The 25,271-nt window shown below is 71.1% G+C and carries 21 protein-coding genes and 1 pseudogene; 10 read left to right on the top strand and 12 right to left on the bottom strand.

Annotated elements, in window-relative coordinates; all coding sequences use genetic code 11:
- Window positions 1-283 precede the first annotated feature (283 nt).
- Complete coding sequence (locus ACTWQR_RS17875) at window positions 284-889, top strand: response regulator transcription factor (RefSeq protein WP_443228154.1); 606 nt, start codon at window positions 284-286, stop codon at window positions 887-889.
- Window positions 890-920: 31 nt separating this feature from the next.
- On the opposite strand, the gene ACTWQR_RS17870 is transcribed toward ACTWQR_RS17875, so the two are convergent.
- From ACTWQR_RS17870 to ACTWQR_RS17850, 5 genes are all read right to left on the bottom strand, one after another.
- Window positions 921-3,005 carry an ATP-binding cassette domain-containing protein gene (locus ACTWQR_RS17870; RefSeq protein WP_443228075.1) on the bottom strand — a complete coding sequence of 695 codons (2,085 nt, stop codon included), beginning with the start codon at window positions 3,003-3,005 and terminating at the stop codon, window positions 921-923.
- On the bottom strand, window positions 3,002-4,723 hold the full coding sequence (locus tag ACTWQR_RS17865; RefSeq protein ID WP_443228074.1) for an ABC transporter ATP-binding protein: 1,722 nt from the start codon (window positions 4,721-4,723) through the stop codon (window positions 3,002-3,004). Before ACTWQR_RS17865 ends, ACTWQR_RS17870 begins: the two co-directional genes overlap by 4 nt.
- Window positions 4,724-4,798: 75 nt before the next feature.
- A complete protein-coding gene (locus ACTWQR_RS17860) occupies window positions 4,799-4,930 on the bottom strand; it encodes a SapB/AmfS family lanthipeptide (protein ID WP_443228073.1) in 132 nt (43 codons plus the stop codon).
- A gap of 6 nt (window positions 4,931-4,936) precedes the next feature.
- Window positions 4,937-7,549 carry a class III lanthionine synthetase LanKC gene (gene lanKC / locus ACTWQR_RS17855; protein WP_443228072.1) on the bottom strand — a complete coding sequence of 871 codons (2,613 nt, stop codon included), beginning with the start codon at window positions 7,547-7,549 and terminating at the stop codon, window positions 4,937-4,939.
- A gap of 381 nt (window positions 7,550-7,930) precedes the next feature.
- Window positions 7,931-8,641, bottom strand: coding sequence for a dienelactone hydrolase family protein (locus ACTWQR_RS17850; RefSeq protein ID WP_443228071.1), 711 nt, complete (start codon window positions 8,639-8,641; stop codon window positions 7,931-7,933).
- Between the two features lie 278 nt (window positions 8,642-8,919).
- Here ACTWQR_RS17850 and ACTWQR_RS17845 point away from each other — a divergent pair, with 278 nt between their 5' ends.
- Complete coding sequence (locus ACTWQR_RS17845; protein WP_443228070.1) at window positions 8,920-9,330, top strand: VOC family protein; 411 nt, start codon at window positions 8,920-8,922, stop codon at window positions 9,328-9,330.
- A gap of 184 nt (window positions 9,331-9,514) precedes the next feature.
- On the top strand, window positions 9,515-10,579 hold the full coding sequence (locus ACTWQR_RS17840) for an adenosine deaminase (protein ID WP_443228069.1): 1,065 nt from the start codon (window positions 9,515-9,517) through the stop codon (window positions 10,577-10,579).
- A gap of 3 nt (window positions 10,580-10,582) precedes the next feature.
- Here ACTWQR_RS17840 and ACTWQR_RS17835 read toward each other — a convergent pair whose 3' ends face one another.
- Window positions 10,583-11,464 carry a LysR family transcriptional regulator gene (locus tag ACTWQR_RS17835; RefSeq protein ID WP_443228068.1) on the bottom strand — a complete coding sequence of 294 codons (882 nt, stop codon included), beginning with the start codon at window positions 11,462-11,464 and terminating at the stop codon, window positions 10,583-10,585.
- Between the two features lie 113 nt (window positions 11,465-11,577).
- Between ACTWQR_RS17835 and mgrA the strand changes: the two genes are divergently transcribed.
- Window positions 11,578-12,576 (top strand): L-glyceraldehyde 3-phosphate reductase, encoded by a 999-nt coding sequence (mgrA, locus tag ACTWQR_RS17830; protein WP_443228067.1) that lies wholly within the window; start codon window positions 11,578-11,580, stop codon window positions 12,574-12,576.
- 275 nt (window positions 12,577-12,851) lie between these two features.
- Here the strand turns inward: mgrA and ACTWQR_RS17825 are convergent, their stop codons facing one another.
- Together ACTWQR_RS17825 and ACTWQR_RS17820 are read right to left on the bottom strand one after the other, a co-directional pair.
- Window positions 12,852-13,139: a DUF1905 domain-containing protein gene (locus ACTWQR_RS17825; protein WP_443228066.1), complete on the bottom strand. Its 288-nt coding sequence runs from the start codon at window positions 13,137-13,139 to the stop codon at window positions 12,852-12,854.
- 77 nt (window positions 13,140-13,216) lie between these two features.
- Window positions 13,217-13,600, bottom strand: a complete 384-nt coding sequence (locus ACTWQR_RS17820) for a nuclear transport factor 2 family protein (protein WP_443228065.1) — start codon at window positions 13,598-13,600, stop codon at window positions 13,217-13,219.
- Between the two features lie 402 nt (window positions 13,601-14,002).
- On the opposite strand from ACTWQR_RS17820, the gene ACTWQR_RS17815 reads away from it, so the two are divergent.
- From ACTWQR_RS17815 to ACTWQR_RS17800, 4 genes are all read left to right on the top strand, one after another.
- A complete protein-coding gene (locus tag ACTWQR_RS17815; protein ID WP_443228064.1) occupies window positions 14,003-14,413 on the top strand; it encodes a hypothetical protein in 411 nt (136 codons plus the stop codon).
- Between the two features lie 101 nt (window positions 14,414-14,514).
- A complete protein-coding gene (locus ACTWQR_RS17810; RefSeq protein WP_443228063.1) occupies window positions 14,515-16,851 on the top strand; it encodes an FHA domain-containing protein in 2,337 nt (778 codons plus the stop codon).
- A gap of 5 nt (window positions 16,852-16,856) precedes the next feature.
- Window positions 16,857-17,603 (top strand): hypothetical protein, encoded by a 747-nt coding sequence (locus ACTWQR_RS17805; protein ID WP_443228062.1) that lies wholly within the window; start codon window positions 16,857-16,859, stop codon window positions 17,601-17,603.
- Entirely contained in the window at window positions 17,603-18,604 is a 1,002-nt protein-coding gene (locus ACTWQR_RS17800) for a serine/threonine-protein kinase (protein WP_443228061.1), read from the top strand. The genes ACTWQR_RS17805 and ACTWQR_RS17800 overlap by 1 nt, the downstream gene beginning before the upstream one ends.
- Before the next feature lie 253 nt (window positions 18,605-18,857).
- Here the strand turns inward: ACTWQR_RS17800 and ACTWQR_RS17795 are convergent, their stop codons facing one another.
- Both ACTWQR_RS17795 and ACTWQR_RS17790 read right to left on the bottom strand, forming a co-directional pair.
- Window positions 18,858-19,502: a class I SAM-dependent methyltransferase gene (locus tag ACTWQR_RS17795; protein ID WP_443228060.1), complete on the bottom strand. Its 645-nt coding sequence runs from the start codon at window positions 19,500-19,502 to the stop codon at window positions 18,858-18,860.
- A gap of 30 nt (window positions 19,503-19,532) precedes the next feature.
- Window positions 19,533-20,807, bottom strand: a complete 1,275-nt coding sequence (locus tag ACTWQR_RS17790; protein WP_443228059.1) for a streptophobe family protein — start codon at window positions 20,805-20,807, stop codon at window positions 19,533-19,535.
- A 163-nt stretch (window positions 20,808-20,970) separates the two neighbouring features.
- On the opposite strand from ACTWQR_RS17790, the gene ACTWQR_RS17785 reads away from it, so the two are divergent.
- Window positions 20,971-22,200, top strand: a complete 1,230-nt coding sequence (locus ACTWQR_RS17785) for a DUF6777 domain-containing protein (protein ID WP_443228058.1) — start codon at window positions 20,971-20,973, stop codon at window positions 22,198-22,200.
- Window positions 22,201-22,339: 139 nt separating this feature from the next.
- On the opposite strand, the gene ACTWQR_RS17780 is transcribed toward ACTWQR_RS17785, so the two are convergent.
- Entirely contained in the window at window positions 22,340-23,542 is a 1,203-nt protein-coding gene (locus ACTWQR_RS17780) for an epoxide hydrolase family protein (RefSeq protein ID WP_443228057.1), read from the bottom strand.
- Window positions 23,543-23,697: 155 nt separating this feature from the next.
- On the opposite strand from ACTWQR_RS17780, the gene ACTWQR_RS17775 reads away from it, so the two are divergent.
- Window positions 23,698-23,973, top strand: coding sequence for a hypothetical protein (locus ACTWQR_RS17775; protein ID WP_443228056.1), 276 nt, complete (start codon window positions 23,698-23,700; stop codon window positions 23,971-23,973).
- Between the two features lie 33 nt (window positions 23,974-24,006).
- Here ACTWQR_RS17775 and ACTWQR_RS17770 read toward each other — a convergent pair.
- Window positions 24,007-25,219: pseudogene (locus ACTWQR_RS17770) on the bottom strand (RNA-guided endonuclease InsQ/TnpB family protein).
- Window positions 25,220-25,271 lie beyond the last annotated feature (52 nt).

Here is a 25,271-nt window from a genome sequence, read left to right as displayed (position 1 = left end):
CGCGCGACAGGGGCCTGCCAGCGGTTCTCCGCCCGGTGCAGGTGGTCTCACCACTTATCTGAAGCCACTCCATGTCCACTGGAGCCACTCCTGTCCGGCGGATGAATGAGGATGGCGCGCGGGAGGCCGAAGCGGAGTGCCGCGCCTGGCGGGCGGCGTCGGCGGGGCGGCGGGGCGGCTTCCGGCAATCAGGTGGATAACCGGAGATACTTCGTACGGCGTCGTCGGAGTGACCGGGGCGCGTCGCGTGATGGAGGCCGCGTACGGCCGGGCGGGAGCGATGTTGATCCGTGTTCTTCTCGTGGAAGAGACAGACCTGGTGCGCGGGGCCCTCGCGGCCTTGCTGACACGTGAGGAGGACATCGAGGTGGTCGCGGAATCACCGGGGAACGACCAGACCGTCATGCGGGCGCTGTCGTACCGGCCCGATGTGCTCGTCATCGACGTCGACGGCGGTGAGGACATGGCGCTCGGCACCTCGCTGGAGCTGGCCGCGCGGCTGCCGGAGTGCCGGACCCTGCTGGTGGCCGGCTCGGCGACTCCCAAGTATCTGCGAGAGGCGCTGGCGCTGCGCGTCGCGGGCCTCATCGGCAAGAACTGCCCCTGTAACGCTCTGGCCGAGGGAATCCGCAAGGTGGCGGCGGGCGAGCGGTTCATCGACCCGGAACTGGCGCTACGGGCGCTTTCCTCGGCGGAGAGTCCGTTGACCTCGAGGGAGCTCGAGGTTCTGCGGCTGGCGGCGGACGGTACACCGACGCGTGAGATCGCCCACCGGCTGTCGCTGTCGGTGGGAACGGTCCGCAATCACCTGAACGCGGTCTCCAGGAAGACCGGGGCACGCAACCGCATCGACGCGATCCGGATCGCTCGGGAGGCGGGGTGGCTGTAGGGCAGGGGCAGGGGCAGGGGCAGGGGCAGGATCAGGACCGAACGTCGGCCGCCACGTGGTCCCAGTGGCCGACCAGGTCGCGGTAGAGGGCGGAGTCGGCCATCAGCTCGTCGTGCGTGCCGAGGCGGCAACGCGGGCCGTCCATGACGAGGACGAGGTCGGCGCGCAGCGCGGAGCTGATCCGGTGGGCGCAGACGATCAAGGTGGCCGGGCGGCGAGCGAAGGCCTGTTCGGCGACCGCCTCGGCGGCCGGGTCGAGGTGGCAGGTGGCCTCGTCGAGCAGGACCAGCCGGGCGGGCGGCAGCAGGGCACGGACGAGGGCGAGCAACTGGCGCTCACCGGCGGATAGCTGGGCCGGGTCCACGGGAGCGTCGTAGCCGCCGAGACGTTCGGCGAGCGGGCCCGCGCCGATGGCGTGGACCGCCGCGTCGAGGTCGTGCGGGGTGGCCGTCGGGTGGAGGTAGGCGAGGTTCTCACGCAGAGTGCCCGCGAAGACGTACGCCTCCTGCGGGATCAGTACGCGGGACCGTGCCAGTCGGCCGGTGTCCAGGGTCCGCACCGGGACACCGCCCAGGCGGATACGGCCGGTCTGCGGTTCGAGAAGCCCGGCGATGAGCGCGGCGAGGGTGGACTTGCCGGCGCCGCTGGGGCCGACGACCGCCAGGTGGGTGCTCGGCGGGAGGGCGAGGTCGAGATCCCGGACGACGGGCTCGGCGGAGCGGGCGTAACCGAAGGTGACACCGCGCAACTCGACACCACCGTGCCTGGGCCGTAGTTCTCCCGGCACGCCCGCCACCGCGGCGGGCGGCGGACCGGCGGTCCCGGGCTTCCCCGGACCGGCACTGGCCAACGGGGCACCGCGCGACTTGGCACCGGCGGCTCGGGAAGGGGCGGCTTCAGGCACACCCGTCACCGCCGTAGGTGGTGGACCGGCTCCGGGCTTGCCCGAACCGTCAGCGGCGAATGAGACGTCGTTCGGTTCGGCGCCGGCGGCTCGGGAGGGGGTCGCTTCCGACGCACCCGTCACCGCCGTAGGTGGTGGACCGGCTTCGGGCTTGCTCCAGCCGTCAGCGGCGAATGAGACGTCGTTCGGTTCGGCGCCGGAGGCTCGGGACAGGGCCGTCGCAGATGCCCCTGCCACCGCCGGGGCCGGCGAGTCGGTCCCAAGGTTGGCTGCCTCCAGGATCCGGCCGAGGGTGACCAGCAGCCACAGCCCGCTGCCCCCCAGCCCTTGGACGAAGCCCTGCAGGGCCGGTTGCAGGCTCTGCGACACATAGGTCAGCGCGCCCAGGATCGCGCCGGCGGTCACCCCGCTCCGGACCAGCCATGGGGCCCCGGCCAGGATGAGCACGACCGGCAGCCAGCCGCCGACACCCAGCGCGGCGGTCCGCAGGGCCGTGAGCCGGGCCAGGGCGCGGGCCGCGCTCGCCGCCTCGTCGATACGGGCGCCCGCCCCGCCGCGTACGCGTTCCTCGGCGCCGCAGGCAGTCACGTCCCGCAGCCCCCCGACCACCGCGCTCACATGCTCGGCGATGGCCTCGTCGGCGAGGACGACCGCGCGTTGCCGGGTCGCCATCGCCCGCAGGGCCAGCAGAAAGAGTCCGAGCCCGGCCGCGAGTGGCGGCGCCACCAGCAGGAGCAGGGCGGGATCGAGTGCCGCCAGCCCGAGCAGCACGCTCACCGCCGTGACCGCGAAGGACTGCACGAACATCACGACCGCCCCGTACGACTCGCGGGCGATCTCCACCTGCTCGGTCAGCCGCGCCACGCCCGCCGTGTCGGCGGGCTGTCCGAGACCGGCGGAGCGGCGCAGAGTGCCGGTGGTGACAAGGGCGACCAGGTGGTCGCGGAACGGCTCGACGACCCCGGCCAGTTCGAGCATGGCCCGCCGCGTGCCCCAGGCGCCGACCAGGATGGCGCAGGCGAACAACCCGAGCCAGCCGCAGCCCTCCACGCTGCGCCCGGCGAGAAAGCCGTCATCGACGGCGCGGGCGACCAGCCAGCCGGACAGCAGCGCGGGCACGGCCTGGACGAGCGACCAGCCGGCGAGCCGGACGAAGTTCCGGCGCCGCGTGCGCAGTGCGGAGCGCAGCAGGCCACGCGCTCCCCGGATCACCGCACGCTCCCATGGAGTTCCGGTTCCGGACGGAAGACGAGCCGGTACTCCGGCTCCGCCCACAGTCTGCGGTGAGTCCCCTGCCCCTGGACGCGGCCCGCGCCGAGCCAGACGACGAGGTCCGCGCGAGCGGCGGTGGAGGACCGGTGGGTCACGACGAGTCGCGTACGGTCGGCCAGCGCCCCGTTCCCGGTGAGCACCTGGCTGATGTGGTGCTCCGTGACGGTGTCGAGGCTGGCCGTCACGTCGTCGAGCACGAGGACGCGTCCGGCCTGTCCGAACGCCCGTGCCAGGCCCACCCGTTGGCTCTCCCCGCCGGACAGCGGGGCGGCGGCGAGCCGTGTGCGGTACCCCTCGGGCATGGTCCGGATGAAGGAGTCGGCGCGCGCGGCGGCGGCCTGCGCCATCACCTCCGCGCCCGAGGGCGTCCGGGGCCCGAACCCGATCGCGTCGGCGAAGGTCTCGCCCAGCAGCACGGGCCGTTCGAAGCCGTACGCTATGGCCCGCCGCAGCTCCGTGCGGTCCACATCGCGCAGCGGCACGCCGTCGAGCCGCACCTCGCCCTCGTCCGGGTCGGTCAGCCGCCCCGCCAGCGCGGCCAGCAGGGACTTGCCGGACCCGGAACGCCCCACGACGGCGATCATGGCGCCCGCGGGCAGGTCCAGATCGACGCCGTCCAGTACGGCGGAGCCCTCGGCGGTGCGTACGGTGACCTGGCGGAACTCCAGCCGTCCGCCCCCTCCGGCCGGCAGTCGCGCGCCGCCGTACGCCACCGTGGGTTCGTCCAGCACCTCGGCGACCCGACCCGCGGTGGCGCGCGCGTAGGCCAGCCGGTTCACCGAGGTCACCAGCGAACTCACGCCGGTGGCCAGCAGCACGTACTCGCTCGCGGCGAGCATCTGACCCGGTGTGATGCGGCCCCGGGCCAGCTCCAGTCCGGCCACGGCCAGCACGGCGACCTCCAACAGGGGGACGATCGCCGCGTCCCGTGCGGAGACCCGGGCGAACGCGCGCCACATACCCAGGCCGTGGCGGTGCAGTTCGGGCAGCGGCTCCAGTATCCGGTCGGCCTCGCGGGCCGTGGTCCCGGCGGCGATGATGGTGCGGATTCCGGTGAGGGCGTCGGCGAGCCGGGCGGCGATCCGGCCCTGCGTGGCGAAGTAGCGGTCGTTGAGGTCGGAGACGTCGCGGACGAAGGCACGGACCACCAGCGCGATCAGCGGTAGTCCGGCGAGGAAGGTGAGGCACAGCCAGGGGTCGATGAGGGCCAGCGCCACCACGGCCCCGACCGGCGGGACCAGTTCGGTCACCGCCCACACCAGGCCCGACGGTGCGCTGCCGGCCCGGGCGGTGTTGCCCACCAGACGGGCCACCAGATCTCCGGGCGTGTAGCGGCTGGTGGCGCGGGTGCCCATGTCGAGGACATGGCCGAGCAGGGTGTGCCGGAGCCAGGCCGTGGAGCGGGCGTTGGCGACGGCGCCCGCGTAGTCGTCCACCGCGTCGCAGACCACCAGTAGCCCGACGGTGACGGCGGACAGGGTCAGCCACAGGGCTGAGTCGCCGCGCCCGAGCACGGCGTCGACCGTGCGGCCCACGAGGGCGGGCAGTACGACGTAGACCCCGGCGAGCAGCAGGGATATGGCGGCCAGGACGCCGCCCCAGGCACCGCCTTGCCGGACCGTCGCCAACAGCAGATGGTCCGCCGCGCGTCGGTCCACGGCTGCTCCCGTCGTCGTACGGTTCCAGCGGAAGGGGCGGGGACACCGGGAGTGTCCCCGCCGCGGTGGTCGGGACTAGTGACAGAGCAGGAGGCTGAGGAAGCTGCCTCCGCCGCCTCCGCACCACTTGCTTGCCCGGCTGCCCTTGGGCGGTCCGTGTCCGTTCTCCGGCTCGATGGTCAGGCCTTGAAGTTCGAGGAGCGACATAGGTTCTCACCTCCTTTCTCGTATGCGCGTAGGGACGGGGAGTTCATGGGCGGGCAGGCCCGGTGTCAGGAACGGCAGCCCGACAGGCCGGGAGTGGAAGGCGGCACCCAGGGCGAGCAGGACGCCCGCGCCGCCGGTGGCCAGATCCATGGACAGCCGCATCAACTGCTCGCCCGGGAAGGCCAGTCGGCCGTCGAGCAGGCAGGCGTGGCGGGCGAGATGGCGTACGTGGTCCGCTGTCACCGGGTCCCGCACAGCGGCCGTGCCTGGCGGGTGCGGGCGGCTGAGGTGGAGGATCATCCCGGCGAGACCGTCGAAGAGCCCGGGTTCGATGTAGAAGGGCGCCCTGGCAGCCTTGCGGATCGCGTCGGCGGCGGACGAGAACTCCTCGTCGGCCCGGTGGGCCAGGTAGCCGTCGAGGACCATGCCGATGCCCACGCTGCCGTCGGCGAGGTAGGGCATGGTGCGGTAGCCCTCGTTCACCTCCATCGACCCCTCCTCGCTCAGGAGGCAGCGGCGCAGGTCCTGGCGCAGCGCGGTGGCGGCCAGGTCGAGATACGCCGGGTCGCCGCCGTGCTCGTACAGGCGCAGGAACAGCAGCGCGGGCCCGGACGATCCGTACATCAGGCCCGCTCTCGGGTGGGCGCCGCCGCTGATCTCCGGCACGCCGTCGGCCGGGCCGAGGCCGTCGGCGACAGCTTCCGCCACTCGGTGCGCGGTGTCGAGGCACGTGGTGTCGCCGGTGGTGGTGGCGAAGTGCAACAGGTTGAGCCCGATGCCGGACAGGCCGCCCTTGAGGTCGGGAGACAGCCCTTCCCAGCGTTCGCCGAGGCACATGTCGAGGACCTTGACGGCCTCCTCATGGTGCCCGAGGTGTTCGAGGACGTACGCGACGCCGTGCATGCCTTCGTAGAAGCCGAGGCGGGTGCCGGGTTCCGGGTGGAGCGCGTGCCGGATCAGCCAGTCCTCGTGGTCGGGGTGGCGACCGGCGCCCGTCACGTCGAGCCTGTACAGCACACCCGCCGCGCCGTGGGCCACGTCGAGGCCGCCGCCCGGAAGGGTGAACTGCTCGATGTCGCCCGGGAAGAGCCGGTCGCGGCGCTCGGGTGTGGCGGCGGCCAGGATGGCGGCGCTCATCGAATCCCTGGCGCGCAGCCAGCCGGAGTGGTCGGGTTCCAGACGGGGCTCGTCGTCCGCCCCGGTCGCGATCCCGCCGTCGCCGGTGACCGTGCGTACGGCCTCGTCGAGGAACCGGCGGGGGACCGGGAACAGCCGCGCGGCCTCCCTGGCGAGCTGCCCCGCCTTGCCGCTGTCGAGTTCGATCATGGCGGTCAGCGGCATGAACAGGAAGAGCCGCAGACAGGCCAGCGCGTACCGGTCGATGTCGAAGCCGGTGGTCCCTCCCGGGGCGACGAAGCCGGGGGCTGCGAGGACCTGTTGCCGCGCGTGCGCCACGTCCGACGCGCCCTCGAAGTCGATCAGCACCACCCTGCCGTCGGGGCGGACCAGCACGTTGTCCGTGTGTACGTCGCCGATCACGATGCCGCGGTTGTGGGCCGCCGCGACCGCGTCCTCCACCTGCCGGAACAGGTCGAGGGCCCAGGGGGTGTAGTCGGCGAAGGCCGACGCGTCCGGGGCCAGTGCGGCGAGCGGATAGCGCTTGACGAACTGCTCGTGCAGGCTCGTCCCCTCGATGAACTCCTCGACGAGGAAGTGGTGATCGCCCAGTTCGAAGTGATCGCGGAGCGCGGGGAAGCAGGGCAGCCCGCGCAGCCGTTCCAGGGCTTCCCGCTCACGCTCCAGCCGGGTGACGGCGTCCGCGCCGTCCGGTGTGAGTCCCGCGTGGGGCCGGGCCTCCTTCAGGACAACCCGTTCCTGGGTGCGCGTGTCCACTCCCGCGTAGAGTCCGCCGCCGTTGGAGAAGTGCAGCGCCTTCTCGATCCGGTAGGGCAGGTCGGTGACGGTGGTTCGTCGGCTCTCGGCGAGGTGGGGTTCGAGGAATTCAGGCAGCCGCACCCATTCCGGCACCTGGAAGGTGGGGCCGCGCACGTCGGGCACCAGACGCCCGGAGGGATCCTCCACCGCGTGCTCCAGCACACCGTCGGCCGACACGCAGTAGCGGTCGGCGAAGGCCCCGTACCTGACGTAGAGCGGACCGTCCCCCCAGCGCAGGTCGCTGAGTATGTACGGTCCCGGCCGGCCGTCGAGGACGGTGCCCAGCTCGGTGAGCACGCGTTCGCACTGGGTCTCGTCCGCGGGATAGATGGTCACGAACTTCCCGCTTGACCCGCGATGCGCGTACTTCGTGTTGGCGAGGAACAGGGCGTCCAGGCCGGGGAGGAACTTGAACGCGATGCGGTGCGGGACGCAGTAGTCCCACACCGTGTCCAGGATCGTCGCCGCGTTGTCCAGACACGCCGAGACGTGGATCTTCCAGCCCTGCCGGGGAAGCACCGCGTCGGCGGGACGACAGGCCAGCCAGTCGTCGAGTTCTTCGCGCACCCACGACGCGGGGAGCTGACGCTGAGCCTGTGGAAAGCGGCCCCGCGTCCGGCCAGGGGCCGGCGCATCGTAGAAATATGGGTCCCTGAGGCAGTACACCTCGTACCGCTTGTCCACGGAAGCCTCCAGTGGGGCGCGCTCTCCTCTCTGAGCGGTTGCCTCACAGTGAGGGGGGCGGTGCCGGGCGGGGGGCGGGCGGCCGGGGCGTTCAGGCCGCCTACCTGGTACCTCTCACCTCCAACGATGGCAGAGCCCGGGGGCACGGACATCCATCGTCTGTCACCGGCTGGGCGTGGGATTGTCACGGCCTGTTCGTGCGAATTTCACGGGCGCGCACACTCGCACAACGGCTCCGGGGAACTGGTCGTCGATCGGTTCACGGGAGCGCGTCCATGGACGGACCCGGCCACCGCACCCGTGGACGGAGCTGGCTGAGCGGTGCGACGCGGGCGTCCTTCGCCGCCCTCGCCGCCCGCGTCGCGCCGACTCTGTCTCGTATCAGCCCAGCTGCCCGTGCAGGAAGTCGACCGTGCTGCGCCAGGCCTGGGCCGACGACTCGGGGTCGTGGGCCTCGGGGCGGCCGTCGTTGAAGAAGGCGTGGTCGGCGGGGTAGACACGGAGGTCCGGGGTGATGCCGGACTGCTCGCGGATCGTGTCGCGCAGGGAATCGAGGGACTCGACGGGGATGCTGGCGTCGCGTTCGCCGTAGTGGCCGAGGACCTGGGCCTTGAGGCCGGAGAAGTCGGGCGTCTCGCCCAGGATGACGCCGTAGAACGGGACGGCCGCGCTGACGCGCGGGTCGGTGGCCGCCTGGTAGAGGACGAAGCCCCCGCCCATGCAGAAGCCGACCGAGCCGACGGTCTCGGAGGTGACCTCGGGCATCGCGAGCAGATGGTCGACGGCACCCGAGAGCAGTTCGACGCCGCGCGGCACGGGCAGGTCCTGCATCATGCGGAACGCCTCGGAGCTGTCGTGGGCGACGTTGCCGCCGTACAGGTCGGGCGCCAGCGCCACGAAGCCCTCCCTCGCCAGGCGTTCGGTGACGTCCGCGATGTGGTCGGTCAGGCCCCACCACTCCTGGATCACGATCACCCCGGGCCCCTGCCCGGCGGGCGGCAGTGCCAGGTAACCGTGCGCGGTGGTCCCGCCGCTCGGGAAGGTGAGGTTCTGGTGGGCGGGAGCTCCGGTCGACCTGGGTGTCTCGGACATTGGTGGGTCACTCCTGTCACTCGGGCACTGGATCTTGACTCCAGCATGCAGGTGGCGAGTGAGGCGGCAGCAGGCGGCCCCCACCCCGGGCGGGAAACCAGGGCCAACAAGGGGCCAACCAGGGGCCTTTGGGGAGCCGGGCCCAAGGACCGATTCGACGGACTGCTTCCCTGGGCCCACCTCGACACGCTCACCGCGACAGACCAGTCCCGGCGATGCCGTATCCTCGCGTGTTACGTATAACCCTCGCCATCCGACTTCCCGCCCGAGAGGCCCCGATGAAACGTATCGCCCTGGTCACCCTCGTCGTCGACGACTACGACGAGGCGATCCGCTTCTACACCGAGGCACTCGGATTCCGGCTCACCGAGGACACCCCGCGACCCGACGGGTCCCGCTGGGTCGTCGTGGAGCCGGGCACCGGTGGGCACGGCGCCGCGCTCCTGCTGGCCCGGGCCAAGGACGAGGCGCAGCGCGCCCGGGTCGGCGACCAGGCCGGCGGACGCGTGGGCTTCTTCCTGCACACCGACGACTTCGCCCGCGACCACGCACGCATGACTGCGGCGGGCGTGACCTTCCTGGAGGAGCCGCGGCACGAGACGTACGGTTCGGTCGCCGTTTTCCAGGACCTGTGCGGAAACCGGTGGGACCTGCTGCAGCCCACTCCAACCGAAGATTCCGCCCAGTAGCCGACCGGCGCCCCACCGGACCGGCCGACGCACCGGCCGAGGCCAGGCCCTCAGCCCTACCCCAGACAACTGGACTTACAGGTAGCCACCCACAGAGAACCGCTCGCAGGCAACCGCTCACAGAGAACCGCTCACAGACAACCTGACTCGCAGACAACTGCGACAACTGCCGAGGAACCACCGCATGACCGAGCCCCGCATAGACATCGACACCATCCGCCGCCTCCCCAAGGCCGTCCTCCACGATCACCTCGACGGCGGCCTCCGCCCGGCGACACTCGTCGAACTCGCCGACGCGGTGGGCCACACGCTCCCCACCACCGACCCGGACGCGCTCGCCGCCTGGTACTACGAGGCGGCCAACTCCGGTGATCTGGTCCGCTACATCGCCACCTTCGAGCACACCCTCGCCGTGATGCAGACCCGCGAGGGCCTGCTGCGGACCGCCGAGGAGTACGTCCTCGACCTGGCCGAGGACGGCGTGGTCTACGGCGAGGTCCGCTACGCCCCCGAGTTGATGCTGAACGGCGGGCTCACGCTGCCCGAGGTCGTCGAGACCGTGCAGGAGGGCCTGGCCGCCGGTATGGCGAAGGCGGCGGCCGCGGGCACCCCGGTCCGTGTCCGGACCCTGCTGTGCGGGATGCGCATGTTCGACCGCAGCCGTGAGATCGCGGACCTGGCCGTGGCCTTCCGGGACGCGGGCGTCGTCGGCTTCGACATCGCCGGCGCCGAGGACGGCTTCCCGCCCGCCGACCACCTCGCCGCCTTCGAGTACCTGCGCGCCGAGAGCGTCCCCTTCACCATCCACGCCGGCGAGGCCCACGGCCTGCCCAGCATCCACCAGGCCCTCCAGGTCTGCGGCGCCCAGCGCATCGGCCACGGCGTCCGCATCGCCGAGGACATCGTGGACGGCAAACTCGGCCACCTCGCGGGCTGGATACGCGATCGCCGTATCGCCCTGGAGATGTGCCCCACCTCCAACCTCCAGACGGGCGCGGCCACTTCGATCGCCGACCACCCGATCACGCACCTGCGCGACCTGGGTTTCCGCGTCACCCTCAACACCGACAACCGCCTGGTCTCCGGCACGACCATGACCCGCGAGATGTCCCTGCTCGTCGACGAGGCGGACTGGACCCTCGACGACCTGCGCGCGGTCACGGTCAACGCCGTCAAGAGCGCGTTCATCCCGTTCGACGAGCGCAACACCCTGATCCAGGACGTCGTCCTGCCGGGGTACGCGCTCTGAGCGTCACGCGTCGGTCGGTTCGAGCAGTCCCATGAGCGCCCGCGCCGCCGGACTGGTCGCCTCCGTGGGCGGGAGCATGGCGACGGTCTCGTACGGCGTCTCTGTGTCGGCCTTGAGCGGGAGGGCCGGCAGGGCCTGCCGCTTGTGGGCGAAGTGGTGGGGTACGACGGCGATGCCGAGGCCCTCCTCGACGAGGTCGAGGAGGCTGTGTACGTCGTTGACCTCCAGCGCGACCGTCCGGCGCACGCCCGCCGCCGCGAAGGCCGCGTCGGTGGTCTGGCGCGGACCCCAGTCGGGGTGGAAGTCGACGAAGGCCTCGCCGCCCAGCTCGTACGGCGTGACCGGGCCGCCGGTCGCCAGGCGGTGCGAGGGATGGCAGAGCACCGTCATCGGTTCACTGGTCAGCGGCAGGCAGCGGAGCTGTTCCGTGTCGGGGCGGGTCGTGACGGCGAAGGCCAGGTCGAGGCGGCCCGCGGCGACGTCCTCGGCGAGCGCGCCAGATCCCGCCTGCCGCAGCCTGATCTCCACGTCCGGGTGTTGCCGACGGAACGCGGCCAGCAGCCGGGCCACAGGCACTCCGGCGATGCACTGCTCGGTGCCCAACGAGAGCGTGCCCCGCAGCACACCCTGCACAGCGGCCACCGCGTCCTCGGCCGCGCGGACCTGGGCGAGAATCCGCTCCGCCTCCGTCAGCAGGGCGCGGCCGGCCTCGGTGAGCGTGACGCGGCGGGTGGTGCGGACGAAGAGCGGAGCCCGGAGCTCCCGTTCCAGGGAGCGGATCGAGGCGGACAGACCCGACTGCGACACCATCAGCCGTTCCGCTGCCCGGGTAAAGTGCTGGTCCTCGGCGACCGCGACGAAGTGCTGTAGGTGGCGCAATTCCATGATTGAGAAGCGTATCCGCTGAATCCCATCCGATTCTCCTGTTGGACCGCTGCCTACTGGACAGGCGAGAGTAAACGCCGGTCCCCTCCGTACCGACCCCTCTGGAGCACGTGTTGTACACAGCACACACCGACCGCTACGCGGACATGCCCTACCGGCGCACCGGACGCAGCGGTCTGAAGCTGCCCGCGCTGTCGCTCGGCCTGTGGCACAACTTCGGCCCAGACCGGCCGGTGGACACCCAGCGAGCGATCCTGCGCCGCGCGTTCGACATGGGCGTCACCCACTTCGACCTGGCCAACAACTACGGGCCGCCGCCCGGCGCCGCGGAGTCGGCCCTCGGCGACGCGCTGAAGGCGGACTTCGCGTCGTACCGCGACGAGCTGATCATCTCCACCAAGGCCGGCTACCTGATGTGGCCTGGCCCGTACGGCGAATGGGGCTCGCGCAAGTACCTGCTGTCCTCGCTGGACCAGAGCCTGGCCCGCATGGGCCTCGACTACGTGGACATCTTCTACTCCCACCGCCCCGACCCGGAGACCCCTCTGGAGGAGACGATGGGCGCCCTCCACTCGGCGGTCCAGCAGGGCAAGGCGCTGTACGTCGGCGTCTCCAACTACTCGCCGGAGCAGACCCGCGAGGCCGCCCGGATCCTGGGCGAGCTGGGCACCCCGCTGCTGATCCACCAGCCGCGCTACTCGATGCTCGACCGGCGTCCCGAGGAGGGGCTCCTGGACGCGCTCGACGAGCTCGAGGTGGGCTCCATCGCCTTCTCGCCGCTGGAGCAGGGCCTGCTCACCGGCCGCTACCTCGACGGGATCCCGGAGGGTTCGCGAGCCGCGAGCGACAGCCCCTTCCTGAGCGCCGACAAGGTGACCGATGAACTGGTCGGCCATCTGCGCGCGCTGGACGACATCGCGAAGTCCCGTGGTCAGTCCCTGGCCCAGATGGCGCTGGCCTGGGTCCTGCGCGGCGGCCGGGTCACCTCCGCGCTGGTCGGCGCCAGCAGCCCGCAGCAGCTGGAGGACAGCGTGGCGGCCACGCGCAACCTCGAGTTCGCCGAGGAGGAGCTCGCCCGGATCGACGAGATCGTGCGGCAGGCAGCGGCGTAACTCCCAACTCCTGACTCCCAACCCCCACGCCGGCCTCGAAGCTGTCGCTTCGACTGCGATGCGCTCAGCCGCTCAGCCGCTCAGCCGGGCAGCCGGGCAGCGGCCGGCGGACCCGCGGACCTCGGCCTGCGGGCCTCGGACCGCGGATTCCACCGATGCGCCGAATGCATCGGATGCACCGGATGCCGCACCTGCGCGACTGTGCAGGTGCGGCACCGCAACGGCATCTGTCGTGAGTTCCACGTGTCCCTCTCCCGAGCTCGAAGGGGAGGGAATCAGTCCGTAATGCGTTCCTCCAGTCGTACGGTCACGGTGTCCCCGGCCTCCTTGCCGATCGCCTTTCGCACGGCGGCCTTCACGGGAAGCATGTGGGTGCCGTCGCCCAGGGCCATGAACGAACTCCGGAAGGGATGGCCGTCGATCGTCCCGCGGACCTTGACCAGGCCCCGGGTGCCGAAGAATCCGACGGAATCGGGCCAGGTGAGATAGGTCCAGCCGCCTTTTTCGGGGCTCTTCCGAAGCACGGCGGTGAATTGCTGATCCAGTTCGGTCTTCGTGCTCATCGTTTTCTCCACTTCACCCGGTGATCCCTTACTGAAGAGACCACCGAGCCAGGCAAAACTCATCGCGGCGGGCCGCGTCACGCCCCGGCGGGCACCCGGTCCAGGAATCCGTGCACGCTCCGGATTCGCCCGTCGCTGTCCAGGCAGATCACGTCGAACCCGGCGACGGGTGCCGAACCGTCCGCGGTGCTGACCAGTTCCCAGCCGAAGCGGGCGATGTCGTGGTGCCCGTCCACGGCACCGGTCGGCCGGAAGACGAAACCGGGGAACTGCTCATGGGTAGCGGCGATCACGGCCGCGATCCCGTCGTGCCCGCTGACATCCGTGAACGGGTCGGTGTAGCTCCCGTCCGTGGCCCAGGCGGCGGCCACGGCCTTCGCCGTGGCCCCGTCCTCGTCGGCGTTCCAGGCCTCGAAGTATCGGGCGACGGCGGTCTCGTAACGATCCTGGTTCGCGGGCATGGGCGATCAGCCTCCATTGAGGTCGTACGTGCTGGTCAGGGACCGGATGAGAGATCCTCGGAATCGGATGAGAGATCCTCGGAATCCGGTACCGCAACCATGCCCGGCGGCGCTCCGCGCGTCGATTACCCCACGGGTAATGGGCCCGAGGGCCGGGGCGGACACGAGCCGTGTCGTTTCGGCCAATCACTGCCGTGAATATGCCAGGAGACTGGCCGGAAAGGCATGGTGACAGTGTTTCAGGAGTTGCGATACTTAAATGCTGGGACCATTCACCCCAGAGGAAACCGCGTGCGGAACCGCGGGCAGAACCGTCGATCGAACAGCGCCATGGTGCACGGCAAGCGAGCCGCAGGAAAGAGAGGCCGGACCGCAGCGAGCGGATGCAATGGGGGAGTTATCGTGCACGACGAATTCCTGTGCCATGTCACCGCGTACGGAGTGTGCGGGGGCATGTGGGTCGGCGTACCGCTCGGCACGTACCGGGCGCCCACTCTGGCGCTGGCGATGTGGTGGTTACGGGACCGGGCATCATGGATCGCCGAGCGATTGGACCCGGACCCCGACGCCCCGTACTTCCCGCCGAACTCGATGGCGCCCGTCGCGGACACCACGCCTGACGTGCCGGGCGTGCTGCGAACCTGGTGCGGCGATATCGCGGAACAGGAGCTGGCGGCCGACCAGTTGGCCGCCGGGTATCTCGTCCGCATCGCCACGAGTGACGAGACCACCGAGTACGAGCTGCTCGCGGAGTCGGTCGACGCCCTGCGGATGCAGCGCACCCTTCCGTTCCTGTCCGTCCCGGCCGCCTGACCCCGGCCGTCGGCTCCCGGCTGTCTGATCACTGCTGGAGCGGCTCGGGCGCGGTTCTCGCCGATCAGGCACACATGTGGACGAATAGCTAGAATTCAGGCATGGGAGAACGGTCGCTGGTACCCGAACTCGTCCTCGAAACCGAGACGGGCTCCACGCTGATGACCCCGGACCACGACTATCACGTCGGACGCGATCCGCTCAGCGAGATCTTCATCGACGACGCCAGGGTCTCCTGGCACCACGCGATCCTGCGGCCCGACGCCGACCACTGGACGCTCGAGGACGAGAACAGCACGAACGGTACGTACGCCGACGGCCGCCGCGTCCATGAGTGGGACGTCGGACCGGGCAGCGTCATCCGCTTCGGCAACCCCGCCGACGGCCCGTGCGCCGTGCTCGTCGACCGGCCCCCGCCCACACCCGAACGACCCTCCGCAGTCTCCGTGCCGGCCGCGACCGGCACCTTCCGGCAGCCCACGACCGTGCGCCCGCTGCCCGCCCGCACGGTCCGCATCGGCCGCGGCGGCGACAACGACCTGGTCATCGACGACCTCGTTGTCTCCCGACGGCACGCGGAGTTGCGCGCGCTGCCGGACGGGACGTACGAGATCGTCGACCTCGGCAGCCACAACGGCACGTTCCTCAACGGCCAGCCCATCACTGGCGCCGGGATCGCCGAGGGCGACATCGTCGGGATCGGCCACTCGGCGTTCTGCCTGGTCGGTGACCAGCTGCAGGAGTACGTCGACACCGGCGAGGTCTCACTCGACGTGCAGGACCTGACGGTCGCCGTCGACCGGGGCCGCAAGACGCTCCTCGACCGGGTCTCCTTCCCCGTCGGTGAGAAGTGCCTGCTCGCGGTCGTCGGACCCAGCGGCGCCGGAAAGTCCACACTGCTGAACGCCCTGACCGGGCAGCGTCCCGCCGACCGGGGCACGGTCCTGTACGACGGCCGCGACCTGTACCGGGACTACGCCGAGCTGCGCCAGCGCATCGGCCTCGTACCGCAGGACGACATCCTGCACGCCCAGCTGACCGTGCGGCGGGCCCTCGCGTACGCCGCCGAGCTGCGCTTCCCGCAGGACACCGCGAAGGCCGAGCGCCGGGCCCGGGTCGACGAGGTCGTGGGTGAGCTGGGCCTGGAACAGCGTGCCGGACAACCCATCCACAGTCTCTCCGGCGGCCAGCGCAAGCGCGTCAGCGTGGCCCTCGAACTGCTCACCAAGCCGTCCCTGCTCTTCCTCGACGAGCCGACCTCCGGTCTCGACCCCGGCATGGACCGCTCCGTGATGCACATGCTGCGCGGACTGGCCGACGACGGGCGGACCGTCATCGTGGTCACCCACAGTGTGCTCAGCCTCGACGTCTGCGACCGGCTGCTCGTGCTCGCCCCCGGCGGACGGGTGGCCTACTACGGGCCACCCGAGGAGACCCTCGACTTCTTCGGCTACAGACAGTGGCCCGAGGCGTTCGAGGCCTTCGAACGGGACCACGACCGGGACTGGGCGGGCCAGTACCGCGAGTCCCTCCACCACCGGCAGTACATCGTCAACTCCACCGCCCAGCCGCACCTCCCGCAGGCCGCGCCCGCGACCGGCACGGTCGCCCGGCCGCCCAAGGCCCAGAGCTGGGGCTCCCAGCTGAACACGCTGGTGCGCCGGTACGCGGCCGCCCTCGGCGCCGACCGGACGTTCCTCGCCATCATGATCGCCCTGCCGTTCGTGATGGGCGCCATGGCCCGAGCGCTGGCCGGGAGCGAACTGACGCAGGAGACGGCGATGAACGCGCTGCTCATCCTGTGCGTCGGCGGAGTCCTGACGGGTGCGGCCAACGCCGTGCGGGAACTGGTGAAAGAACGCGTGATCTACCAGCGCGAACGGGCCGTCGGCCTCTCCAGATCGGCGTACCTGATGTCCAAGGTCGTCGTCCTCGGCGCGATCACCGTCCTGCAGGCCGTCGTACTGACGCTGGTGGCGCTGCTCGGCGTCGACCTGAACGCGCCCGGCGGAGAGGGCGTGCTCATTCCGCCCCTCGCCGAGATCACGCTCGCCGTCGCACTGCTCGCCTTCACGGCGATGATGCTCGGCCTCCTCGTCTCCGCGCTGGTGCGCAAGGAGGAGGTGACGATGCCGCTGCTCGTGCTGCTCGCCATAGTCCAGGTCGTGTTCTGCGGCGCGCTGCTGAAGCTCGACGGCGTGCCCGGCATCGAGCAGTTGTCGTGGCTGGTGCCGTCTCGGTGGGCGCTCGGCGCGATGGCGGGCACGGTCGGTCTGGCCCGGCTCGTACCGGGTGACCTGACCGCCGACCCGCTGTTCCGGCACTCGACGGGCGTGTGGCTGCTCAACATGGGCATGCTCGTCGTCCTCTCGGTCGTCTTCGGATACGTGGTCGCCCGGCTGCTGAGGCGGCACGAACCCGAGGTCATGCGGAAGTAGGCGCGATGACGACGACCCCCGACTTCCGCCCCACGCATGTCGTCCCGCAGGACGGCATGCCGGCCTGGGAGGCCCCGGACTCGGCCCGGCCCACGGTGTCCCTCGACGCGCTGCTGCCGGTCCGGCTCGACGAACGCCGCGGTGACTGGGGCCACGTCGTCTGCGCCAACGGCTGGTCGGCGTGGGTCGACGGCCGCCTCCTGCTCGCCGTACCGCGGGAACCACCCGCCGCGGGCCAACCACTCGCCCGCACCGCGGACCCGCGCCCGCTGCTCGCCCGGGTCGAGGAGACGCTGGGCCGCTACCGGCAGACGGTCGAGGAACTGGCGAACGGACACCTCGACGGGGAGTCGTTCCACGGCCGTACGAAGGGGATGCGAGTCGGGATCGTCGTCGACGGCGAGGCCGTGTGGCTGTACGAGGCCGAGCACGAGCGGTGGGTGTACTGCGACGGCACCCGGCTGAACACGTACGCGACACCGGAGCCGCCCGCTGCCGGTCCGGAGCCGACGCAGGTGGTGCGGGATGTTGGTCCGGAGCCGACGCAGGTGGTGCGGGATGTTGGTCCGGAGCCGACGCAGGTGGTGCGGGATGTTGGTCCGGAGCCGACGCAGGTGGTGCGGGATGCCGGACCCGAGCCGACGCAGGTCGTGCGGGATGCCGGACCGGAACCGACGCAGATCGTGGAGGACACGAGCCACGCCCCCACCCGGCTGGTCACGGGCGACGGCGATGGCGACGGTGACGGCTGATGGCCAACGACATGAGCGTGTACTCCGGGCGGCCCTCCGAGCTGATCGGCAAGCAGATCGCGGGCTACCGGATCGAGCGCGAGATCGGTCGCGGCGGAATGGCCGTCGTCTACCGCGCCAAGGACCTGCGCCTCGACCGCACCGTCGCCCTCAAACTGCTCGCCCCGGAACTCGCGCGCAACGACACCTTCCGCAAACGCTTCACGCACGAGTCGCGCGTGGCCGCCGCGATCGACCACCCGCACATCGTGCCGGTCTTCGAGGCCGGCGAGACGGACGGCGTCCTCTACATCGCCATGCGGTACGTCTCCGGCCGCGACCTGCGCCATCTGCTCGACCGCGAGGGCCACTTGGCCATCGCGGTGGCCACGCGCATCGCCGCCCAGGTGGCGTCCGCACTCGACGCCGCCCACGACCACGGCCTGGTCCACCGTGACGTAAAACCCGGCAACATCCTGGTCGCCGCGGGCACGGACAGCGACCACCCCGAGCACGTCTACCTCACCGACTTCGGCCTCACGAAGAAGTCGCTGTCCCTGACCGGATTCACGACCGTCGGCCAGTTCGTCGGCACGCTCGACTACGTGGCGCCCGAGCAGATCTCCGGACGTCCGGTCGACGGACGCTGTGACGTCTACAGCCTCGCCTGTGTCGTCCACGAGACCCTGGTCGGCAGGCCCCCCTTCCAGCGTGACGACGACATGGCACTGCTCTGGGCCCACCAGTACGACCAGCCGCCCCGCCTGACCGAGCAGCGCCCCGAGCTCGCCGCCCCCGTGGACGGCGTCCTGGCGAAGGCTCTCGCCAAGAGCCCCGACGACCGGTACGACTCCTGCCTCGCCTTCGTGGGCGCGCTTCGCGCCGCAGCGACCGGCGCCGCGGAGACGGGCCACACACCGACCCAGGTGGACCTCCGGGTGGTCGGGTCACCCGAGCGTCCCGGGCCGCCGCCCGAACCGCCGCGCTGGGCCCTTCCCGCCTTTCCGCGGCTGCCGTCCTGATGCCCTGCCGCCGGTCGGTCAGCCAGGGGTGTTTCGAAAGTCCCGCACGGCACCCACGGCGCCCGGCACGCGCCCCCGCCCGAACCGGCTTCGCACGGCTCGGGCGGGGGCCCCCTTCGCCGCACCGGCCGAAAGCCCAAGTACGTCCAGTGCGAGGGCTTTCGGCCGGCACTCCCCTCAGCCTTCGGCCGGGGTACCCCCCCAGGGCACGCACCGGACACCGCGGGCACCACACGGACCTTCAAAACACCCGCTAGATCCTGCGAGCCAGCAAGTGGGCCTGGGGGAAGCCTCGCTCGTTCTCCTTGGGTGCGCGTAGCAGCCGGGCCGTCTCGACGAGACCGGTCTCCTGCAGCAGTTCGGCGACGCGGTCCGGCGACCAGCGGTAGGCGAGCGCCACCTTGTGGTCGAACGACTCCGCCGGCGCCGAGGGCTGGTCGTGGGCCATGAACGCGAGCAGCAGATGGCCGCCCGGGGCCAGCACCCGATGGAACTCGGCGAGCAACTCCGGGAGCCGCTCCGGCGGGGTGTGGATGATCGAGTACCGGGCGAGGAGTCCACCGAGCGCACCGTCCGCCACATCCAGGGCGCTCATCGAGCCCGCCTCGAACCGCAGGTCCGGATGGGCCTTACGGGCGAGCGCGACCATCTCCGTCGACAGGTCGATGCCGGACGCGTTCAGCCCGAGTGACCGCAGGAGCGCGGTCACATGGCCCGGCCCGCAGCCCACGTCGGCGACCGGCCCGCCGCCGTCCGCCCGCACCAGTTCGGCGAACGCGGTGAGCATCGCCCGGTCCAGCGGGTAGTCCTCGAGTCCGTCGGCGAACAGCTCGGCGTAGCGGACCGCCACGGAGTCGTACCCCGTTCGAGTGGTGCGCAGGAAGTCTGGCTCGATCATGGATCCGTACCGTAGTGCGACGCCGGTACCTCAGGGGCGGGAGTCGGCCACCTCGCCCCGCCGGCGCACCCGCGAGGCGAGCAGACCGCCCAGGAAGCCCGTGACCAGCCCCCAGAGCACGGCGAAACCGAGCGCGGTCCACAGCCGTGGCCGCAGGAAGAGGTCACCGGAGAGCCCGCTGCCGAGGTCCCCGATGCCGAGCACCGACAGGCCGTAGTGCGCGGAGATCCGGCCGACGAGGCAGATCATGAGCACCGTGAGTGCGAGCGCGACCGCCATGTGCAGGGCGTGCTGCCAGGCCCGCATGCGGGCCGGTGAGCGGGAGACCATCAGGAACGCGGCGGCCAGCAGCAGAACGGCGTCGACGACCACGAGCCACCACACCTTGCCGTCGTGCTCGGCGAGCGTGCGCAGATTCAGGGTGGAGATGTCCGGCGTACGCAGCACGGTGTCCAGCAACTGCGGCATCGGCAGTCCGAACGGCCCTTCGACGCGCCCCTCCCAGGAGGCGCCGAGGCCGATCGTGAAGGCGAGCCAGACGAGGTTCGGCAGCCCGAGGAGGATGACGCCGAACGTCTCCCGGACATGCCCGCGCGTCGCCGCCACCACGAGGCCGATCAGCACGCCCACGGCGACGTACGCGAGGAGCAGCACGACCATGGCGTACGCGGCCGGCCGCACCGACTGCTGGAAACGCAGCAGCCGGGCCGGGAGCGGGGCCCTGGGGGAGACGAGCAGCGCGAGGACGAGTACGCCGGCCAGCCACAGCAGGCCGAAAAAGAGCGTCACCGGCACGTCCGCCTCGAAGCCCACCCGGGGTGTCGCGCCGAACAGGTCACCGATGTCGGAGATCGTCCCCTCGCCGAGCGAGATCGTGAAGGTCTGGCGGGCCAGCAGGGCGAGGGCGGTCAGCACCAGGATCCACAGGACCGCGATCCGGGCGGCCCAGCCCGCGAGTTCGGAGGCTCCGGCGACGGCCCGGTGACGCAGCGGTCGGAGGAAACCGGCGGCGACGACCAGGACTCCGGTGAGTGTCACCGACAGGGGAATGACCGTCAGTCCCGCCTTGGTTTCGGCGATCGCCCCGGCGCCACCCGAGAGCTCGATCGAGCCGCCGACCGCCACGACGACGGTGGCCGCCACGACCCGGGGGAACGCCCCGTCCGGCAGATCCGCCGCACCGGCCGCCCACAGTCCGAGCGCGGCGACCACGGCCATGGCGATCAACCCGGCCAGGACCGTTGCGACAGCCTGCACCCAGCCGTGGCGGGCCACTGCCTGGTCAGGACGTGTTCGGAGGCTCACGTTGCCACGCTAGACAGGGCTCTGGCGGCCCGCCTGCCGAGAGGGCCGACCGCGTCCGCTTGCGGGAGGTATAGGACCAGAGCACACAATGGGCTGATTGGGTAATAAATCTGCAAGAAACGTATGAAGTGGCGCGTGATCCCTACGCCGGGAAGAAGAACTCGTGAGTGTCGAACCGCCGTCCTCCGGCCGCCCCACAGGACCACCCTCCGGCCCGCTGTCGGGGCCGACCCGGCCGGGTCCCACGCCTCCGCCGGACGACCGTGCCCCGCTGGGCCCGTCGGGCGGCGACTCGGGTGCGGACGGATCGGGCGGTGGCCCTTCAGGTCCTTCCGGTCCGGGCGGCCGAGGCGGACCCAGTGGTCCGCTCGGCCCGGGCGGGACCGGCTCCGGGGAAGGACCCGACCGGCGCTGGTGGAAGTCCGCGCCCCGGGTCGCGGTGATCGCCACCGCGCTTGTCGTGGCCGTGACCCTGGCCGTCGTCCTCACCCGCCCCGACGGCGGCACCTCGGGCTCGGGCGGCGAGGTCTTCCTCCAGGCCGCGGGCAAGTCGGGGCCCGACCCGTTCACCGAGTCGACGGCACGCGACAGCTCCACCCCGCCCGAGACGCCGTCGCCGACGAGCACCTCCGACTCCGCCAACGTGACGCGCGGCGTGGACGGTTCGGCGCCCGGCCTCTACGGCGGTACGCGAAAGGTTGCCACCTGCGACGTCGAGAAGCAGATCTCCGCGCTCCAGGAGGCTCCGGCCAAGAACAAGGCGTTCGCCTCGGTCGAGGGCATCGAGCCCTCCGGCGTCCCGGCGTATCTGCGCTCGCTCACCCCCGTACAGCTGCGGATGGACACCCGCGTCACCAACCACGGCTACCGCGGCGGCAAGCCCACCAGCTACCAGGCCGTCCTGCAGACCGGCACCGCCGTCCTCGTCGACGACCGGGGCGTGCCCCGGGTGCGCTGCGCCTGCGGCAACCCCTTGCTGCCCCCGGTCGCGCAGCAGGCCACGCCCAAGCGGACCGGCGACTCCTGGCCGTCGTACCGGCCGTCGAACGTCGTGGTCGTCTCGCCCGCGCCCCAGGTCGTGAACATCTTCGTCATCTACGACCCCGAAAACGGCGACTGGTTCAACCGCCACAAGGGCGACACCGGCGAGAAGGACAAGAAGACGGACCCGCCGGTGAACAAGCCCTCCCCGTCGGTGAGTTCGCTGCCGCCGTCGCCGGACTCCCCGTCCCCGTCGACCTCTTCGCCCACCCCGTCCTCACCGACACCGCCATCCGACTCCCCGTCCCCCGAGCCCCCGACGACGGAACCCGCCCCTGACGATTCCCCCGCGTCGCCGCCGCCCGACTACACGTCATCCGACACGACGACGGAGTCGGCCCCCGCGAGCTGAGAAAACGGTGGCGGTTGCCCGCGGACGCCCGAGGCTCACCCAGAGGGTTCGTGGGGGAGCGGGCCACGCTGGTCGGCTGTCCGCGGGCTCACCGGCTGACGTCGGAAATGCTGACGTTGGAGATGAAGACTCTCCCCGATCACTGTCCCCGCCCGCCCTGAAGCTCCCGGAAGAACGCCCGGACATCACCAACGAGCAGGTCCGGCTCCTCCATCGCGGCGAAGTGCCCGCCCCGGTCGAACTCCGTCCACCGCACGATGGAGTCCGTGCGGTCCGCGATGTGCCGCAGCGGGATGAAGTTCTCCCGAGGGAAGACGGCGAGCGCGGTCGGCGCGGTCGACGGCGGGACGGGCCCGCCCCAGCCGTCCGCATGGGCCCGCTCGTAGTAGAGCCGCGCGGACGAACCGGCCGTCCCCGTCAGCCAGTACAGCATCACGTTCGTGAGCAACTGGTCCCGGTCGACGGCGTCCTCGGGGCGCTCGTCCGAGTCCGTCCACTCCTTGAACTTCTCGGCGATCCAGGCGAGTTGGCCGACGGGCGAGTCGGTGAGCCCGTAGGCGAGGGTTTGCGGCCGGGTCGACTGGAGGACGCCGTACCCCTGCCGCTCGCGGGTCCATTCCTGCGTGCGTCGCCACGAGGCGAGCGTGCGTTCGCGTTCCCGCGGGCTCAGCGCGGACAGCTCCGCGGGGTCCGGCTCGACGGTCGCGTGTGCGCCCGGCAGTAGGTTCAGGTGGACGCCGATGATCCGCTCGGGGTGGGTGCGGCCCAGCTCGCGGGAGATCGCCGCGCCCCAGTCGCCGCCCTGTGCCCCGAAGCGCCGGTAGCCGAGCCGGTCCATCAGCTCGGCGAACGCGGCGGCGACCCGGCCGATCTCCCAGCGGGTGGCCGTCGTGGGCCCCGACAGACCAAATCCCGGGATGCTCGGCACCACCACATGGAACGCGTCGGCCGGATCACCGCCATGGGCGCGCGGATCGGTCAACGGCCCGACCACATTGAGGAATTCGACGATCGAGCCCGGCCAGCCGTGCGTGATGATCAGCGGGGTCGCGTCCGGTTCCGGCGAGCGGATGTGCGCGAAGTGGACGTTCGCCCCGTCGATCGTCGTCGTGAACTGGGGCCACTCGTTGAGCCGGGCCTCGGCCGCACGCCAGTCGTACGTGTGCCGCCAGTACCGCACGAGTTCCTTGAGGTAGTCGCGCGGGATTCCGTACGCCCAGCCCACGCCCGGCAGCTCGTCCGGCCACCGCGTGCGGTCGAGGCGTGCGTGCAGATCGTCGAGGTCCGCCTGGGCGATGTCGATACGGAAGGGCTGGATGCTCTCGACGTCGGAAGAGGTCATGGCGGGCCATGCTAGTTCCGTACCGGAACTCGGTCGCGTGAATAAAAGCCATGGGTACCGGCCGTCGGCACCGCTGTCCCGACGCCATGGAAGCCGAACGGGACAGGAAGACAGGACAGGACGAACGAGACAGGACGCCACCACTGGAGGAAGCGATGATCGCGAGAGTAGCCGTGTGGGAACCGATGCCCGACGACGACCGGGACTGGGTGCTGGACGCGGCAGTCGGTGTCCCGGGTGTCCACGCCGCCTATCACCTCGTCGACCCGGCCACGGGCAACGGCCTGTCCGTCGCGTTCTTCGAGAACGAGGACGCTGCCGTGGCCGCCCGCCGGGCCATCGTCAAGCGGGCAGCGGAGATCGGCTGGCACGACACACCCCATCCGGCGCCCGTCTCCGAGACGATCTACGAGGTGAAACGGCACGTTTGAAGTGCTCTCCCAGCTAAGCAGGGAGATTCCTGCCTACCTTGCGGTGGCGGGCTTGACGCGGCGAGCGCGCCTGGCGACTGCCCTCCCGGCAGCCGGGATGAGCGCGTGGCCCGTCCGGTACAGGTGCAAGACGTTCCGGGCCGCGTTGTGGTCGGCGTTGGCGGACCATCCGCAGTCGGGGTTCTTGCACACGAACAGGGCCTGGGTCTCCCGGCTGCCGGGTGTGGTGAACCCACAGGCTGAGCAACGCCGGGAGGTGCCCGGGGCGGGGACCTTGGCCAGGGTGCCGCCTCGATGGGCGAGCTTGTACGTCAGCAGGGTGACCGTGCGGCCCCATGCCTCTCCGCTGATCGAGCGGTTCAGCCCGGATTTCTGGGCGACGTTCGTTCCCGGCTCTTCGACGGTTCCCCTGGCGGACTTGACCATGTTCGTGATCTGGAGTGCTTCCACCACCACGACGCCGTACTTGTCGGCGATCTGGGTGGTGGTCTTGTGCTGCCAGTCCGTGGCCCGGCGCTTGGCTTTCGCGCGCAGTGCTGCGATCTGGTCGTAGGTGTGGTGCAGCCGGCGGGAGGTGCGCTCTGTCGGCTTGTGGTGCTTCTTGCGGCGGGCGGCGCGCTGCTCCAGGCCCAGGAGCTTGGCCCGCTCCTGCTCGGTCAGCCATGCGCCGTGTTCGTACGTCTGGCCGTCGGAGAGTGCGAGGGGCACGGTGATGCCGACGTCGATGCCGACCTGCGGCCCCTGGTGGGGTTCCGGGACGGGTTCGAGGCTCTGGACACGGAAGGCGATGTGCCAGCCGAGCGGGTCTTTGACCAGCCGGGCGCCGGTGATCCGGTTCTCCTTGCCGGCGTGCTCGCCGACGGGGAGGTCCTTGGTCCAGCGGAAGCGGACACGGCCGATCTTCGGCAGGTTGGCCATGCCCCACCGGCGGTGGACACGGACGATGTTCAAATCCCGGCCCTGCGGCACGTCCACGGTCAGGGCGGTGCGGAAACGGGCCTTGAAGTTCGGGGCGTCCGTCCGGCCGTCCCAGCAGTTCTTCCACGCCTGGAAATACGTCTTCAGCACCGCCTGCGCGGTGAGCGGGAAGGACGGCGAGGAAATCGATGTCCTGGCGGGCCTGGCGGATCGCGGCGTCCGCGTTCGCGAGCGTCCGCTTCTGCCTCGGCATCATCTGCCACCAGGCGTGCAGGAGATTCCACATGGTGCGGGCCGCGTGCGCCTGGCCATCAGCCTTGAGCGCCATGGCAGGGGGCAGTGCAAGCCGGGCACGGTGCCCGAACTGCCGTGTCTCCACG

Source organism: Streptomyces sp. 2A115, assembly GCF_052245575.1.
Lineage (GTDB): Bacteria > Actinomycetota > Actinomycetes > Streptomycetales > Streptomycetaceae > Streptomyces.
The sequence above is the reverse complement of the archived record's forward strand: the minus strand, read 5'-3'. Positions and strand labels throughout refer to the sequence as shown.

Bases quoted from the DNA above. Each gene is read 5' to 3' on its own strand.
- ACTWQR_RS17775 (WP_443228056.1), top strand. From the start codon at position 23,698: ATGATCGCGAGAGTAGCCGTGTGGGAACCGATGCCCGACGACGACCGG.
- ACTWQR_RS17825 (WP_443228066.1), bottom strand. From the start codon at position 13,139: ATGAGCACGAAGACCGAACTGGATCAGCAATTCACCGCCGTGCTTCGG.
- ACTWQR_RS17795 (WP_443228060.1), bottom strand. From the start codon at position 19,502: ATGATCGAGCCAGACTTCCTGCGCACCACTCGAACGGGGTACGACTCC.
- ACTWQR_RS17805 (WP_443228062.1), top strand. From the start codon at position 16,857: ATGACGACGACCCCCGACTTCCGCCCCACGCATGTCGTCCCGCAGGAC.
- ACTWQR_RS17810 (WP_443228063.1), top strand. From the start codon at position 14,515: ATGGGAGAACGGTCGCTGGTACCCGAACTCGTCCTCGAAACCGAGACG.
- ACTWQR_RS17835 (WP_443228068.1), bottom strand. From the start codon at position 11,464: ATGGAATTGCGCCACCTACAGCACTTCGTCGCGGTCGCCGAGGACCAG.
- ACTWQR_RS17840 (WP_443228069.1), top strand. From the start codon at position 9,515: ATGACCGAGCCCCGCATAGACATCGACACCATCCGCCGCCTCCCCAAG.
- ACTWQR_RS17780 (WP_443228057.1), bottom strand. From the start codon at position 23,542: ATGACCTCTTCCGACGTCGAGAGCATCCAGCCCTTCCGTATCGACATC.
- ACTWQR_RS17850 (WP_443228071.1), bottom strand. From the start codon at position 8,641: ATGTCCGAGACACCCAGGTCGACCGGAGCTCCCGCCCACCAGAACCTC.
- ACTWQR_RS17860 (WP_443228073.1), bottom strand. From the start codon at position 4,930: ATGTCGCTCCTCGAACTTCAAGGCCTGACCATCGAGCCGGAGAACGGA.
- ACTWQR_RS17820 (WP_443228065.1), bottom strand. From the start codon at position 13,600: ATGCCCGCGAACCAGGATCGTTACGAGACCGCCGTCGCCCGATACTTC.
- ACTWQR_RS17800 (WP_443228061.1), top strand. From the start codon at position 17,603: ATGGCCAACGACATGAGCGTGTACTCCGGGCGGCCCTCCGAGCTGATC.
- ACTWQR_RS17845 (WP_443228070.1), top strand. From the start codon at position 8,920: ATGAAACGTATCGCCCTGGTCACCCTCGTCGTCGACGACTACGACGAG.